Origin of the sequence: Henriciella marina, from assembly GCF_027213945.1 — a bacterium.
Taxonomy (GTDB): domain Bacteria; phylum Pseudomonadota; class Alphaproteobacteria; order Caulobacterales; family Hyphomonadaceae; genus Henriciella; species Henriciella marina_A.
Window position 1 is genome coordinate 54,779 of record NZ_JAPWGW010000001.1, and the last position, 14,164, is coordinate 68,942.

The following is a 14,164-nucleotide window of genomic DNA, read 5'->3' on the forward strand; positions in this document are numbered from 1 at the left end:
TCCTAGTCTCCCGGCGCCATGAAACTCGTGCGGTTTCCATGGAGCTCGCCTGTCGCTGTGTCCTGAAGAAGAAGGGTGAAGTGGTCGCGCCCGTCGGCGGTTTCCTTCGGCACGGTCACGAAAATGCGGTAGCGGTCCACCCCGTGCGCCGCGACCGGCAACAACATGCGCCCCGCCTCTGTCGCCTCAAGACCGATCACTTCTAGTTCAAGCCCATCGATGCCATTGGCCTCAAGGCTCATTTCGCGGGCCTCGCCGGACTTGTTCACCAGCTTCAGCGTGTAACCATTGCGGATGTCGCCCTCAGACAGGCGCACATAAGGCGGCGAACGGTCCTTCAGCACGTTAACCTCAAACGTGCCGCGATTGAGCAGTCCCCATGCCATGAGCGCGGCTATGGCGACCATCAGCGCCGCGTAGAGCACGGTCCGCGCACGGATCAGGCGGTATTGCGTTGGCATACCTGCCGCACGCCGCGCGACGGCGACATCGGTGTCGTAGGCAATCAGACCGGTCGGGCGGTCGACCTTCTTCATCATCTCGTCGCAGGCATCGATGCAGAGTGCGCAGTGTATGCATTCAAGCTGCGCCCCGTCGCGGATATCGATCCCCATCGGGCAGACCTGTACGCACTGCTTGCAGTCGATACAGTCGCCGCGCCCGTCCCAGCTTTCACCCTTGCGGTGAGGCCCGCGCGGTTCCCCCCGGTCATAGCGATAGGTGACATTGAGGGCGTGCTCATCGGTGAGCGCGGCCTGGATCCGCGGCCAAGGGCAGAGATAGGTACAGACTTGCTCACGCATTGTCCCGGCAAGCGCATAGGTCGTGAAGGTCAGGATGGCCGCAAACCAGTAGGCCGAGAGCGGCGCTTCGCCGATGAAAAAGGTCTGCGCAATCATCTGCGCATCATGGAAGTACAAGATGAACGCACCGCCCGTCACAAAGGCGATGAACAGCCAGACCGCATGCTTGCCGACCTTCCGCCAAGCCTTGTTGAAACTCATGGGCTTCGCATCAAGCCGCATGCGTGCCGCCCGGTCACCCTCAAACGCCCGCTCGACCCAGATATAGAGGTCAGTCCACACCGTCTGCGGGCAGGCATAGCCGCACCAGACCCGCCCGAACAGCGATGTCACGAGGAAGAGGCCAAGCGCAGCAAGGATCATCAGGCCTGCGAGATAATAGGCTTCCTGCGGCCAGATCTCGATCCCGAAGAAGAAGAACCGCTCCCCCCCGAAGTCAGCCAGCACCGCCTGGTCAGGCACGCCAGTCCCCCGGTCCCAGCGCAGCCATGGCACCAGGTAATAGATGCCCAGCATCCCCGCCATGGCCACCCATTTCACCGTCCGGAACTTGCCGTGGGCAAGTTTCGGATAGATCTGCTTGCGCTTGGCATAGAGGTCCTGCGGCGGGGGCGCCGGTGGTGGGGACTTTGGCGTTATGAGGGTGACGCGGCTCATGGCTTGAAGACCTACTCCCCCCCGCCGAGCGAGTGGACATAGACCGCCAGCGACTTGATGGTCGCCTCGTCCAGTCGCTCGCCCCAGGCGGGCATGTGCGCATTCCGGGCGTTATAGACACTGTTGTAGACATCGCGGTACTCGCTGCCGAACACCCAGATATCATCCGTCAGGTTCGGCGCACCGAACGTCCGGTCGCCCGCGCCATCCGCGCCATGGCAGGACGCACACTGCGCGGCGAAGATCTCGGCGCCGCGGCTGCTGGCGGCCTCATCGACCTCCCGGCCAGACAGCGACAGGACATGGTTGACCACATCGTCGATCTCCTGGCGCTCAAGAAGCCGGTCGCGGCCAAAGGCAGGCATGAGCGAGAACCGCGTTTCCGGATCTTCTTCATGCCGGATGCCGTGCTGCAGGGTGTACTGAATGCCTTCCAGCGTACCCGACCAGAGCCACGCATCGTCGGCGAGCGTTGGATAACCCTTGGCGCCGCGTCCGCCTGCACCATGACAGGTCGCACAATTGTCGCCAAAAGCGCTTTCGCCGGACGCCATCGCGAATTGCTGTAATTCGCGATCGGTTTCGATTTCTTCGAGGCTCGCTGTGAGGAGAGCCGCACCAGATGCGCTACGCTGCGTCCGGAGGCTTTCGACCTGTTCGGCCACCGCGATCCGGTCGGATTGGCCTGCAAGGCCGCGCGTATTGGTACCCATGCCCGGCAGGGCAGGAATGGCTGGCATGACAACCATATAGCCAATCGAGAAGGCGATAGTTGCGTACCAGATGTAGAGCCACCAGCGCGGGAGCGGATTGTTGAGCTCCTTGATGCCATCCCATTCATGGCCCGTCGTCTCTACGCCGGTTGGCTGGTCGATATCCTTATTGTGTTCACTCATCGCCCGGCTCCCGGTCTGAAAGTGGAAGGCTTGCCGCCTTGTCGAATTTCTTCTGGTTCTTGGGCCAGAGCGCGTAGGCCAGGACGGCGCCAAAAATCGCCACGAAGTAGATCAGGCCGCCGGTCTGGGCGAAGCTGGATAGTTTCTCGTACATCTCGCTTCCCCCTAGCGCGCGTTCATCAGGTCTTCGGCTTCGTAGGTGGAGAAATCCACCAGCGTGCCGGTCATCTGAAGGTAGGCGACCAGTGCATCCATCTCGGTGATACGGTCAGGGTCCTGATCGAAGTCACGGATCTGGACGGTGCCTTCGCGGCCCGATGCTTCGGTGTAACGAGCCACCAGCGCGTCCTGCTCATCGAAATAGATGTCGGGATCCACCTGTGCCCGAAGGTCCATGCTGGCATTCTCGATCATCTCGTCGGTATAGGGAACGCCGACCGCACGAAGCGCCTTCAGGTCATCCTGGATATGGCGGAAGTCGAGCGACTTTTCTGCCAGGAAGGCATAGGGCGGCATGATGGATTCCGGCACCAAGGCACGCGGGTCGATCAGGTGGTCGACATGCCATTCGTCGGAGTATTTGCCACCGACGCGAGCGAGGTCTGGCCCCGTCCGCTTCGAGCCCCACTGGAACGGGTGATCGTACATCGATTCCGCTGCCAGCGAATAATGACCATAGCGCTCCACCTCGTCGCGCAGCGGGCGCACCATCTGGCTGTGACAGACATAGCAGCCTTCGCGCAGATAGATGTTGCGGCCGGCCACTTCGAGCGGGGTGTAGGGGCGCATGCCCTCTACCTTTTCGATGGTGTTCTCCATGTAGAAGAGTGGCGCCATCTGTATGAGCCCGCCGATAGAGACCGTGATCAGGATGCCGATGGTCAGGATAAGCGAGTGGCGTTCGAATACGCCGTGATTATTGAGCAGTCCCATTGTCCTCGACGCTCCTATTCGGCCGGCTGCAGCTCAGCGGCTGCCGGCGGTTGGCTTACGGGATTTGCATCAGCGGGCTGGTTGATGCGTTCATGGCCCATCGCGGTGCGGATCAGGTTGTAGGACATGATCATCGCGCCGCTGAGATAGAGCAGGCCGCCCACCATGCGGATGATGTAGCTGATATGCTTGGCCTCGACCGTTTCCACGAAGCTGTATTCGAGGAAGCCGAAGTCGTTATAGGCACGCCACATCAGGCCTTCCATGATGCCCGCGAACCACATCGACACGATGTAGAAGACGATGCCGATCGTCGCGAGCCAAAAGTGCCATTCGACAAGCGCGACCGAGTAGAGGCTCTTACGCTTGTACAGCCACTGGGTGAGGCAGTAGAGCGCCCCGAAGGAAATGAAGCCAACCCAGCCGAGTGCACCGGAATGCACATGGCCAATGCCCCATTCAGTGTAGTGGCTGAGCGAGTTCACTGCCCGGACTGACATGAGCGGGCCTTCAAAGGTCGACATGCCATAGAAGGCGAGCGAGACGACCATCATGCGGACCACAGGGTCGGTGCGCAGCTTGTCCCAGGCGCCCGACAGGGTCATCACGCCGTTGATCATGCCGCCCCAGCTTGGCATCCACAGCATGATCGAGAAGGTCATGCCGAGGGTCTGCGCCCACTGCGGAAGAGCGGTGTAGTGCAGGTGGTGCGGACCTGCCCAGATATAGATGAAGATCAGCGACCAGAAGTGCACGATCGACAGGCGGTAGGAATAGACCGGCCGGTCAACGCGCTTCGGGATGTAATAATACATGATCGCAAGGAAGCCGGTCGTCAGGAAGAAGCCGACAGCGTTGTGGCCATACCACCACTGGGTCAGCGCATCCTGGACCCCCGCGAAGAGCTGATAGCTTTTGGCCGAGCCGAGCGAGACCGGCAGCGAGAGATTATTCACGATGTGCAGCATCGCGATGGTCACAATGAAAGACAGGTAGAACCAGTTCGCCACGTAAATGTGGGGCTCTTTGCGCTTCCACAGCGTGCCGAGGAAGATGATCAGATAGGCGACCCAGACGATGGTCAGCCAGAGGTCAGCATACCATTCAGGTTCAGCATATTCCTTGGATTGGGTGATCCCCATGAGGTAGCCGGTCGCGGCCAGCACGATGAAGAGCTGGTAGCCCCAGAACACGAACCACGGCCACATGCCGCCAAAGAGGCGCGCGCGGGTCGTGCGCTGAACCACATGGAAACTGGTCGCGAGCAGGACATTGCCGCCGAAGGCAAAGATCACGGCGGACGTGTGAAGCGGACGGAGCCTACCAAAATTCGTCCACCCAAGCTCCTCGAAATAGAAGAGATTTGGCCAGGTCAGCTGGCAGGCGATGATCACGCCAACGAGCAAGCCAGCAAGGCTCCAGAACATGGATGCAGCCACGCCGAACTTGACCAGCGTGTCCTCATATTGCGTCTCGTCAAAGGGGTCGCGGTCGCCCAGCTTGCCTGCCCAGAGTGCGATGCCCACCAGCCAGGCGATGATCGCAGAAAAGAACAGGAGCGCGTGCACGCCCATCAGGTGATCTGCTGCATTGCCGGCGATCAGGATCGCCAGAACAGCAAAAACGCAAAGGAAAGCCGACACCATTCCGGTGCTGCTGTCCCTCGCCCCTCTTTTAAGGATGCTGGTGCTCAATTTGCCTACCCCTCAACATTCAAACCCCGCCGGAAGCGGCGGCTGTCTCATCATGGCAGAGGGATTACGGAAGCTCGGAAGTGTTCGGTATACGGGCTCATACGTATGGGCCAGCCTGTCGCAGACGCAGTAGGTTGCGGGCATCAGGAGGCCTCCGCATGAACCGTGTCATTATACTTACCGTCGGGCTGGCCATCGCGATGATCGCGTGGCCGCAAGTCCAGTCGCATCACCTGCGGACTGAGCTGCTGCAACTTGCCTGGTGCTCGTCGTCAGGACAGGCGCCCGGCACATCCAGCTTTTTCGGTATGCATTGCGTCTGGTGCCCGGTTTTCCTGTCCGGCATCGCCGTCATGGTCGTCAGCCCGTTCCTGCAGCACGCTCGCACTTTGGTGCAGCGCCTCGCGCGCATCATCCCATGACAATTCAGCACCTCTCCTCACGCTACTTGTTGACCACCCTGCCCTGCCTGTCGCATTGCGGTTATGCAGATGTCAGGGGTGTGAACACTGAAAAGTCGGGACCAGATCTACGATATGGCGGAGATGGACGTTGACGCGCTCCATCACCATTTCCGGTCCATCCTTCAATCGGTTCCGGATGCCATGGTTGTCATCAACGACGCCGGGATCGTCACTGCTGTTAGCAAGGCAGCAGAGACCCTGTTTGGCTACGAAGCTGACCAACTGCTTGGGCGCAATGTCAGCATCCTCATGTCGCCAACCGACAAGTCGCAGCATGACGGTTACATCTCGCGCTATCTTCGCACCGGCGAGCGCCAGATTATCGGCATTGGCCGCACAGTTACGGCACGGCGCGCCGACGGCTCTCTGTTTCCAATTGATCTCAAGATCGGCGAGGCAAAGATTGGCGACCATTATCTCTTCACGGCATTCATGCGGGACCTGACCGAGCAGCGGCGCAATGAAACGCGCATGAAGGCCTTACAGGCCGAGCTCGTGCATTTTTCGAGGCTGAGCTCCGTCGGCACAATGGCCTCCGCCCTCGCGCATGAGCTGAACCAGCCGCTCACCGTCGTGACGAATTACCTCGAAGCCGCCCGTGACCTGCTCGATGCGCCGGACGAAGAGACTATGAAAATGGTGCAGGAAGCGCTCGGCGAAGCGGCCAAACAATCTGTCCGCGCAGGCCAGATCGTCCGTAAGCTGCGCGACTATGTCTCTCGCGGTGAAGTCGAGAAAAGGCCCACAGACCTTGTTCCGCTGCTCGGTGATGCGGTCGCCCTCGTCCAGACGGAAATGAGCGCGGCGTCGGGCGCTATTTCTGTCAGCGTGGCGGAAAGCACACCGCATGTGATGATCGATCCGATCCAGATCCAGCAAGTCGTCATCAATATTGTTCGTAATGCCATTGAAGCCGTCGCGCCTCAGGTAGAACCCAAGATCGATATTCGCGCCACGATAGGCGGCAATGGCATGGTGCTGGTCTCAATTGAGGATAACGGTCCCGGAATAGACCGTGAAGTTTCCGAACACCTCTTCCGTCCGCTGGCCAGCTCCAAATCCACCGGCATGGGCCTTGGGCTTTCCATCTGCCGCACCATTGTCGAAGCGCATGGCGGCACTATCGAAGCGATGCCCGCAGGCGACACGGGCACGCGTTTCGCATTCACGCTTGAACCTGTAGAAACCGAGGTATGACTGATTCAGAAAAGCCGCTGGTCCATCTCGTCGATGATGATGAGGCTATCCGTCACTCAGCCAGCTTCATGCTGCGCCTTGCAGGCTACCGCGTGCAGACCCATCCAGATGGGGTAAGCTTCCTCGCAAAGCTCGACGAGCTGGAATCGGGCTGCATTCTGCTGGATGTCCAGATGCCGCAGATGAACGGGCTCGCCGTGCAGAAAGCATTGAATGAGCGCGGCTGCGAGATGCCGATCATTGTCCTCACAGGACATGGTGATGTGTCGGTGGCCGTTCAGGCCATGAAGGCTGGCGCGGTCAATTTCGTTGAAAAGCCATATGAAAAGCAGGTCCTGCTCCAGGCGATCACTGAGGGCGTCGAACACCTCGACAGCCTACATCAGGGCGCGATCCAGAAGGCCGAAGCGGAAAAGCGGCTCGCCCATCTCAGCCCGCGCGAACGCGATATCCTCAACGGTCTCGTGGATGGATTGACCAATAAAGGCATCGCGAACTCGCTCGATATCTCCCCCCGCACAGTTGAGATCCACCGCGCGAATATGATGGACAAGCTCGGCGTCGACAGTCTGTCTGCGGCCCTTCGGATCGCCTTTGCCGCCGGCCTTGGCGCCAGCAGCTAGGCGGCCTGTCAGGCCTCGAGGGCCGCGCCTAGTACCGCTGCATACTCGCACTGCAGCCAGACTGGCTCGCAAACGAGCTGTGTACGCCGCCGCCCGGCACATCACAGCGGCCACCAAGACCCATTCCCCCCGCAGCAGACGCCAGCGCTTGCACACCCTGTCCAAGCCCGCCTGAACCGAATGGCACGCGGATCTCTATCCGTGCCGTCTCCGCCCGGAAGTCCCCGGCGCCGACACCTGCAATACCAACCTCGAGGCGCACCTGCGGTCCCCACTTGGTCTGCGTCGCCACACCGATCCGCGCGTCTGCCCGAAGGTCGGTATCATCCGTGCTCAGGAAGCCACGCTCTGTCAGCAGATCTGCGCTGTCATAGTCCCACACCGCATTGAGCCTGCCGCTCAGCTGCAGCCAGCTGCCATCGCGGAACTCATTGCGCCAGGCGACCTCCGGGCCCGCCCGGAAGCGGCCAAGACTGATATCCTGCGCTGGGATCTTGATGCCGAGTGTGTCGGTATAGGCCGATTGGGTTTCCTTGTACTGGGTGATCCCGGCCTGCGGACGTACCGTCCATGGGCCAGAGCGGATTTCACCGGTCACATTCGCCCGGACCATGTAGCGCTCGGTTTCGAAGTCATCGCTATAGAGGCCGAGCGGGTTCACCCGGTTGTCTGATTCCCCGAACATGGCGAGGCCGTCCACGACTAGGCTGTCCTTCACGCGCCAGACCGCATACGGACCGGCCATCCAGCCCTCACCCTGCACCTGCGCCCCGCGGACCGCACCGGCATCGCTGAAGACTTCGCGTGCCTCATCCTCCATCCAGTCATACTGGGCCATCGCACCGATGATGACGTCATCCCGCAGGAGATAGTCGACGCCAAGCTGCACGGTGGCAAAGTCGGTTCTGGACCGTTCATCCGCGCGATCATCGCGGATACCGGACGCTTCAGCGGCAAGCCACACATCCCAGCCATCGAGGAACGACGCTTCTGAGTTATTGAACCGCGCGCCTGTATTTGCCTCATCGGCAACAACCGCATTGCGGGCACCCGACAGAGAGACACTGAAGTCCATCTGGTAGTAGCCTGCGCCCGATGCGTTGGCGGACATGCCACCGCGCTGGGCTGAATCGCGATCAGAAAAACGGCGCGACAGTTCTGGCGCAGCGTCGATGATCCGGTCGGCGCGGCGGAGCATGAAGTTGCGGATGGCCCGCTGCGTCGCGAGGCGGACCGCATCCTCATCACGCACATTCTCAAACACGCAGACAATGCTCTCACCCGGATCGACATCAACCGTCGCCGTGTCAGTCGCCGCGTCATAGAGCGTGGCCCCATCAAGGTCGCCCGAACAGTTGAACGCTTTCACCCGCCAGCCCGGAGGCGCCATCTGGGTAATGTCATAGCTGCCGAACAGGATGTCCCCGCTGCTGGCACTCGCCCGGTTATTGCTCGTCGAAAGCGTCAGATTGTCGAAGGCCGGCACGTCGGAAGCATAGGTGAAGCTCGCCTCGCCAGATGGCCCCTCCTGCGTCGTTGCAACAAGCTGGACGTTACCGAAGCGCTCCTGCACCGCGACATTGACGGGCAGTTCCACCAGGATCGTGCCGGCGCTCAGGCCAACGCCAACCGCGCCGCCATTTCCGCCAGACTGAACCGGCTGACCGTTCGCACCGCCCATAGACGCAAGCGCGACCGGCGCATCGCCCACAGTAACGGTAACGGTCCCGAGATAATCGCCCGGATCCAGGCTATTCACGGCATCGTTGAGACTGACGGACAGATCGAACGTTCCGAGCGGCGAAATCGTGCCCGAAAGCGGCGTGACCGTGATCCACGGCACATCAACCTGCACGGTGAACGGGAGTGGTGCACTGCCAGGGTTGGAGATCGTGGCGACAGATGCGGCCTGTTCAGGGTCAGCAATGTCGGAACTCAGATCGATCACGACTTCGGGAATTTCGGAAACAGCCTCTAGCGACACACTTGCCTCAAGGCTGTCATTGCCCGCCGCATCCTTGCCTGCCGCTGCGGCGACACTGACGCTGACTGTGCCGGGCGCCGAAGGCGTGATGCGCGCGGTGTAGACCGAACCGCTCGTCGCCGCGAAATCACTGGCTGCTGCGTTCCCGAGCAAAATATCTGCGAGTTCGAAACCCGTCACATCTTCAGTGAAGGTGAAGGTCGCAGTGAACGCACCCGTTGTTTCGGCCCCCGGAAGCTCGATTGACAGCCCGGGCGGGCTTGCATCTGCCACAATGGTAAACTGGGGCGCTGCATCATTGCCGTTTTCAGCCGCGTCGGTCGCAACATTCGCGGCGATATCGATGGTTACCGCACCATCCGCTGAAGGCGTGACGTCAGCCGTATACACTTTCGCATCCGTCGGCGCGAAATTGGCAAGCGTCGCATTGCCGAGTGTGACGTCTTCAGCAACAAATCCGGTTACATCCTCAGTGAATGTAAAAGTGACCGGGAACGCCCCCGAAACAGGACCGGTCGACGTGCTTGCAATTGACACGTCCGGACCTTCCGTATCGGTCGGCGCCTGCTTTAGCGTATAGCTGTTCTCGTTCGCGCCGGTTGGCTCGCCGCTCGTCAGCGCATTGCCGAACTCATCGACGGAGCCAGCGCTGAGTGCGATTGTTACAGGTCCATTTAGATCGGCCAGATCGCCGCCCGAGGCCGTCACATAGAAGCCGATACTGTATCGCTCGACGGAAAGGGTCGCCGTCGTACCGGTTAGCGTGAATGCGCTCGGTTCAATGGCAAATAGCGGGGAAATTCGGCTGAACTGAAAGTCCCATGTCAGCGTATCGGCATCGGTCACTTCGCTGTTGGGGGTCAACCGCGTGATCGACGCGAGCTCAGGGCCGCGATTGTCTACCGTGTAGGTTTCATCCGTGGCTGGCTCTCCGGACAACAGTCCATTGCCCGCATAATCCGAAATGCGACGGATTACGACAATGGGGGCCGGGGGATCGGCCCTCCCATTAATTTGCCCACCGCCAAGCGCCAGATCCAGACCGACGACGCCATTATAGGTCGCAAGGTCGCCGCCTGAGACCGTCAGGAGGAAAGTCTGGCCGGACAGGCCACGGCCCTCAAAACCCATCTTACCGCCCATTTCCTGAACCTGCATGGCCTGGCCGATCTTGTCGCGGTTAATGTCTTCCCCTCCCCCGAACGTACGGAGATCCGTGCCGGTAGCGCTCGTTCCTGTTACCTGGAAGCTGTCGGGCCCAACATTCTGAACGGGTTCACTAAACGTGATCTTGAAGACCAGCTCATCCGCATTCGTGTTTTCTTCCAGCGGCGTGTAGCGCTCAAAGGCCGTCACCATCGGCGGAGTGGAATCGTTGATCAGCTCAAAGGTATCCTGCCTCATCTCCGTGGGATTGAAGCTGACCAGAACATTTCCAGCCAGATCCGCGATGGATGACGGCGAGTTCAAGCCGAGCGTAACAAGCCCGTTAAAGTCCGGCAGATTCCCGCCACTTGCGCGCACTTCGACCTGCGTGGCATCAGCATTGACGATTGTCAGGTCTGCCGTGAGCCCACCCCCCAAAGCGGTGAGTACGAACTGATCGGCCGTGAACGTTGCGATATCCATCGCCTCCGTAAATCTGATCCTCCATGTAAGGATATCAGCATCGGTGCTTCCGCTCGATGGATTAGCACGCTCGATAGTTCGGATACGCGGCGCGATCACGTCAGTGACTGTGAGCGTGCCAGAAGCCGTGCCGCTATTTCCGAACCCAGACGAAAGGTCGCCAGTGGTTTCAATGAACGTACCCGCCTCCTCGGAACCGACCAACAAGTTGATTGTACAGCTCGAGCTCGCTGGGACCGAACCACCCACATAAGAAATGGACCCTGCGCCCGCATTGGCGAACAGGGTGCCCCCGACACAAGTCGTGGAAGCGTTCGGCGTCTGGTACACTTCCAACCCTGCATTGAAATTATGTGAGAAATTCAGACCTGTCGCCGGGTTGGGATTCTTGACGTTATTGATCGTATAGGTGACTTGAGCGCTGTCATTATTGGTCGTCGAAGACGGATTGAACACCATGCTGAACTGAGGTGGTGCCACAAAGTTGATAGTGCCCTGGGCCGAGGCGCCAGATCCAAGGCTGCCATCAATCGAGTTCGTGCTGGTGGTGAAACTACCCGGTATCGTGGAAACGATATCTATCCTGATCGTGCATGATGACGCTCCGTTAATTGACGCGTCGACCTGCAGATAGTTGGGCCCCGGAACCAGCGTCGAATTCGGACAGGTCGATGATACATTCGATGGTGTAGCAATGCTTCGCCCAGCGGCTAGATAATGGTCAAATTCGAACGTAGCAGAAGTGCGGTTCGGGTTTTCTAGGGTGTACAACACCGTCACCGCTTCATTTACGTTGGCGGTTGTTATCTCTTGGTCGGATGCGTCCAGAAACTGAAGCGAGAAGTCTAATGGCACAGTAGGCTCGAACGCGTGCGCCCCCAGTGACAATACGCTCGTTCCAAGTGCGAGACCGCAAGCACGCACGATCGCATGTGCCCAACCGCCAAGTTTCTGCTGAATCGTTTTCACGTGCGTCCCCCCACCCAATATGGTCCCGGGGGCCATGCTAGGCGGGCCAGAAATGGGCCGCATCACCCGAACGGGTGGTCGGGAAGGTTTATTTCGATCTATTGACAGGCTCGGCCACTTGGAACATCACCGCGGCCAGATGGTGCCCTTCTAACAGGGGGCTAAGAGGGAAGCCGGTGTAAATCCGGTGCTGTACCCGCAACTGTCAGCCAGGAGCTGATGGCCACCAAGCCACTGAAGCGCAATGCTTTGGGAAGGCGGCCAGACGCTTTGATCGGCAAGCCAGGAAACCTGCCATCGCCTGTCGTTTGCCCATGGCCGGGAAAAGCCAGCGGGCGCGGAGTATCTCCGTTTTTCGACAATCCGTCTGCCGCGCGCGCAATGCACGTGGTTTCGTATTGTATACGCGCTGCGGCGCGCCATCGGAGTCGTATCTATGCGTCGACCAATCCTTCTGGCGACTGTCGCCACTTTTGCTATCGCCCCCCTTTCCTTTGCCCAGACCGTCGATGAGCGCCGCCTCGACACCGTCACCGTGTCCGGCCTTCAGCCCGTTGATCCAGCCACGCTGACCGAAGACGTCGCCATCCTGACGGAAGACGACCTTGCCGTGCGCGACACGCCTTTCGTTGCGGACCAGCTGCGCGCCGTTCCGGGTGTCGCTATCTCCCGCTCAGGCTCGCTCGGTGGGCTGACCCAAGTCCGCATTCGCGGCGCTGAGGCCAATCACACACTCGTCTTCCTCGACGGTATCGAGTTCTCGGACCCGGTCACCGGCGAAACCGATTTCGGCCTTCTATCCGGTCTCGATATCGCCCGTATCGAAGTTTTGCGCGGTGAGCAGTCCTCACTCTATGGCTCTGATGCGATTGGCGGGGTTCTCTCCATAGAGACGTCCAACCAGCCCGGCTTCAACGCCGAGATTGAGGCTGGGTCGCGCGATACCGTGAACGGCTCGGCTGGCTTCAACACAGCCTCTGAGCGCTTCAATTTTGGCGGCTCAGTTTCCGGCTTCACGACAGAAGGCGTCGATAGTTCTGGCCAGGGCGGTGAAAAGGACGGCTCTGACAGCCTCGCTTTCCTTGCGCGCGGCGGGATGGAGCTTGGCACGGGTTGGAACCTGTCGCTCCTCGCCACCTATCGCGAAGCCGAATCCCAGTTCGACAGCGACAGTGATTTCGACGGGCTCCTCAACAATGTCGACCGGACAACCGATAGCGAACAGACCATCGTTGGCGCAGCTCTGACAGGCAAGACCGGACAGATCGATCACGTCTTCCGCGCCAATCTCAATGAAGTCGACCGCACCAATCGCGCAGACGGGACTTATACGGACTCCACGTCCGGCGAACGCACCAAACTGTCCTGGAGCCCCTCGATCACCATCGGCGAAGGTGGCCTGGTCCAGACCTTCAGCGCCCTCGTCGACCGTGAAAGCGAAGACTATGGGCGCCGCTCGACCGACCTTGCCTTCGGTGACCCGAACCAGAGCCAAAGCTTCGAAACGTTCGGCATTGCGGGCGAATATCGCCTCACACTCAACGCCCTGCAGGTGAACGCATCGGCCCGCTTCGATGACAATGACGGCCAGTTCGAAGATGCCGTCACATGGCGCGCCGGCGCAGCCTATAGCTTTGACTTTGGCGGGCGCCTGCGCGCCTCGGCTGGCAGCGGCGTGAAGAATCCGACCTTCACCGAGCTCTTCGGCTTCTACCCCGGCAGCTTCATCGGCAATCCGGACCTCGAACCTGAAAAATCGACGAGCTGGGAAATTGGCTGGGACCAGACATGGGATCAGTTCAGCGCCTCGTTCACCTATTTCGAAGCCGAACTCGAGGACGAGATCTATACCGCCTTCACCCCGACATTCATGTCGACCGCAGCAAACCGTGCTGGCGACAGCAAGCGCTCCGGCGTCGAAATCGGGGCCAAATGGTCACCGACTGATCGTCTCGACTTTACAGGCCAGTTCACCTCCATCGACAGCGACGCCGATGATGGCAGCGACGAAATCCGCGTCCCTGCAGATACGGCCAGCATCGCCGCCAACTGGCGGGTCAATAACAATGGCCTGCGCATCGGCGGTGCGCTCGATTATGTCGGGGAGCAGGATGATTTCGACTTCGGTGCCTTCCCATCGCGGCGCGTGACACTGGACGCTTATACTCTGGCGTCCCTCACAGCAGAGATCCCTGTCACCGAGCGTCTCGCTATCACATTGCGCGGCAGCAACCTTTTCGATGAAGAAAGCACCGACGTCTACGGCTATCGCGGCCCAGGCGCAGGTGCCTTCATCGGACTGAAGCTGAGATAGC

10 protein-coding genes and 1 riboswitch are annotated in these 14,164 nt (G+C 60.0%); of the genes, 4 read left to right on the forward strand and 6 right to left on the reverse strand.

All coding sequences use genetic code 11. The features are described 5' to 3' along the window. Positions 1–2: 2 nt before the first annotated feature. The 5 genes from ccoG to ccoN are packed head-to-tail and all read right to left on the reverse strand — an operon-like array spanning position 3 to position 4,863. Complete coding sequence (ccoG, locus tag O4G74_RS00270) at positions 3–1,460, reverse strand: cytochrome c oxidase accessory protein CcoG (RefSeq protein ID WP_269400673.1); 1,458 nt, start codon at positions 1,458–1,460, stop codon at positions 3–5. An 11-nt stretch (positions 1,461–1,471) separates the two neighbouring features. Further along, on the reverse strand, positions 1,472–2,356 hold the full coding sequence (gene ccoP / locus O4G74_RS00275; RefSeq protein WP_269400674.1) for a cytochrome-c oxidase, cbb3-type subunit III: 885 nt from the start codon (positions 2,354–2,356) through the stop codon (positions 1,472–1,474). Then, entirely contained in the window at positions 2,349–2,510 is a 162-nt protein-coding gene (locus O4G74_RS00280) for a cbb3-type cytochrome c oxidase subunit 3 (RefSeq protein ID WP_269400675.1), read from the reverse strand. Before O4G74_RS00280 ends, ccoP begins: the two co-directional genes overlap by 8 nt. An 11-nt stretch (positions 2,511–2,521) precedes the next feature. Next, positions 2,522–3,289 (reverse strand): cytochrome-c oxidase, cbb3-type subunit II, encoded by a 768-nt coding sequence (gene ccoO / locus O4G74_RS00285; RefSeq protein ID WP_269400676.1) that lies wholly within the window; start codon positions 3,287–3,289, stop codon positions 2,522–2,524. A gap of 14 nt (positions 3,290–3,303) precedes the next feature. Then, positions 3,304–4,863, reverse strand: coding sequence for a cytochrome-c oxidase, cbb3-type subunit I (gene ccoN / locus O4G74_RS00290; RefSeq protein WP_419715357.1), 1,560 nt, complete (start codon positions 4,861–4,863; stop codon positions 3,304–3,306). Positions 4,864–5,141: 278 nt separating this feature from the next. On the opposite strand from ccoN, the gene O4G74_RS00295 reads away from it, so the two are divergent. From O4G74_RS00295 to O4G74_RS00305, 3 genes are all read left to right on the forward strand, one after another. Beyond that, complete coding sequence (locus O4G74_RS00295; RefSeq protein ID WP_269400678.1) at positions 5,142–5,405, forward strand: hypothetical protein; 264 nt, start codon at positions 5,142–5,144, stop codon at positions 5,403–5,405. A 123-nt stretch (positions 5,406–5,528) separates the two neighbouring features. Continuing rightward, positions 5,529–6,644 (forward strand): sensor histidine kinase, encoded by a 1,116-nt coding sequence (locus tag O4G74_RS00300; RefSeq protein WP_269400679.1) that lies wholly within the window; start codon positions 5,529–5,531, stop codon positions 6,642–6,644. Further along, on the forward strand, positions 6,641–7,267 hold the full coding sequence (locus O4G74_RS00305; RefSeq protein WP_269400680.1) for a response regulator transcription factor: 627 nt from the start codon (positions 6,641–6,643) through the stop codon (positions 7,265–7,267). The genes O4G74_RS00300 and O4G74_RS00305 overlap by 4 nt, the downstream gene beginning before the upstream one ends. Positions 7,268–7,295: 28 nt before the next feature. Here O4G74_RS00305 and O4G74_RS00310 read toward each other — a convergent pair whose 3' ends face one another. Then, positions 7,296–11,849 (reverse strand): Ig-like domain-containing protein, encoded by a 4,554-nt coding sequence (locus tag O4G74_RS00310; protein WP_269400681.1) that lies wholly within the window; start codon positions 11,847–11,849, stop codon positions 7,296–7,298. Positions 11,850–11,972: 123 nt separating this feature from the next. Further along, a riboswitch (cobalamin riboswitch) is annotated at positions 11,973–12,163 on the forward strand. Between the two features lie 122 nt (positions 12,164–12,285). Here O4G74_RS00310 and O4G74_RS00315 point away from each other — a divergent pair. Further along, a complete protein-coding gene (locus O4G74_RS00315) occupies positions 12,286–14,163 on the forward strand; it encodes a TonB-dependent receptor domain-containing protein (protein WP_269400682.1) in 1,878 nt (625 codons plus the stop codon). The last annotated feature ends 1 nt before the right edge of the window (position 14,164 follow it).

Excerpts from the sequence above, each read along its gene's own strand:
- O4G74_RS00280 (WP_269400675.1), bottom strand. The coding sequence starts at position 2,510 with ATGTACGAGAAACTATCCAGCTTCGCCCAGACCGGCGGCCTGATCTAC.
- O4G74_RS00305 (WP_269400680.1), top strand. The coding sequence starts at position 6,641 with ATGACTGATTCAGAAAAGCCGCTGGTCCATCTCGTCGATGATGATGAG.
- O4G74_RS00315 (WP_269400682.1), top strand. The coding sequence starts at position 12,286 with ATGCGTCGACCAATCCTTCTGGCGACTGTCGCCACTTTTGCTATCGCC.
- ccoP (WP_269400674.1), bottom strand. The coding sequence starts at position 2,356 with ATGAGTGAACACAATAAGGATATCGACCAGCCAACCGGCGTAGAGACG.
- O4G74_RS00300 (WP_269400679.1), top strand. The coding sequence starts at position 5,529 with ATGGACGTTGACGCGCTCCATCACCATTTCCGGTCCATCCTTCAATCG.
- ccoN (WP_419715357.1), bottom strand. The coding sequence starts at position 4,863 with ATGGGCGTGCACGCGCTCCTGTTCTTTTCTGCGATCATCGCCTGGCTG.
- O4G74_RS00295 (WP_269400678.1), top strand. The coding sequence starts at position 5,142 with ATGAACCGTGTCATTATACTTACCGTCGGGCTGGCCATCGCGATGATC.
- ccoG (WP_269400673.1), bottom strand. The coding sequence starts at position 1,460 with ATGAGCCGCGTCACCCTCATAACGCCAAAGTCCCCACCACCGGCGCCC.
- ccoO (WP_269400676.1), bottom strand. The coding sequence starts at position 3,289 with ATGGGACTGCTCAATAATCACGGCGTATTCGAACGCCACTCGCTTATC.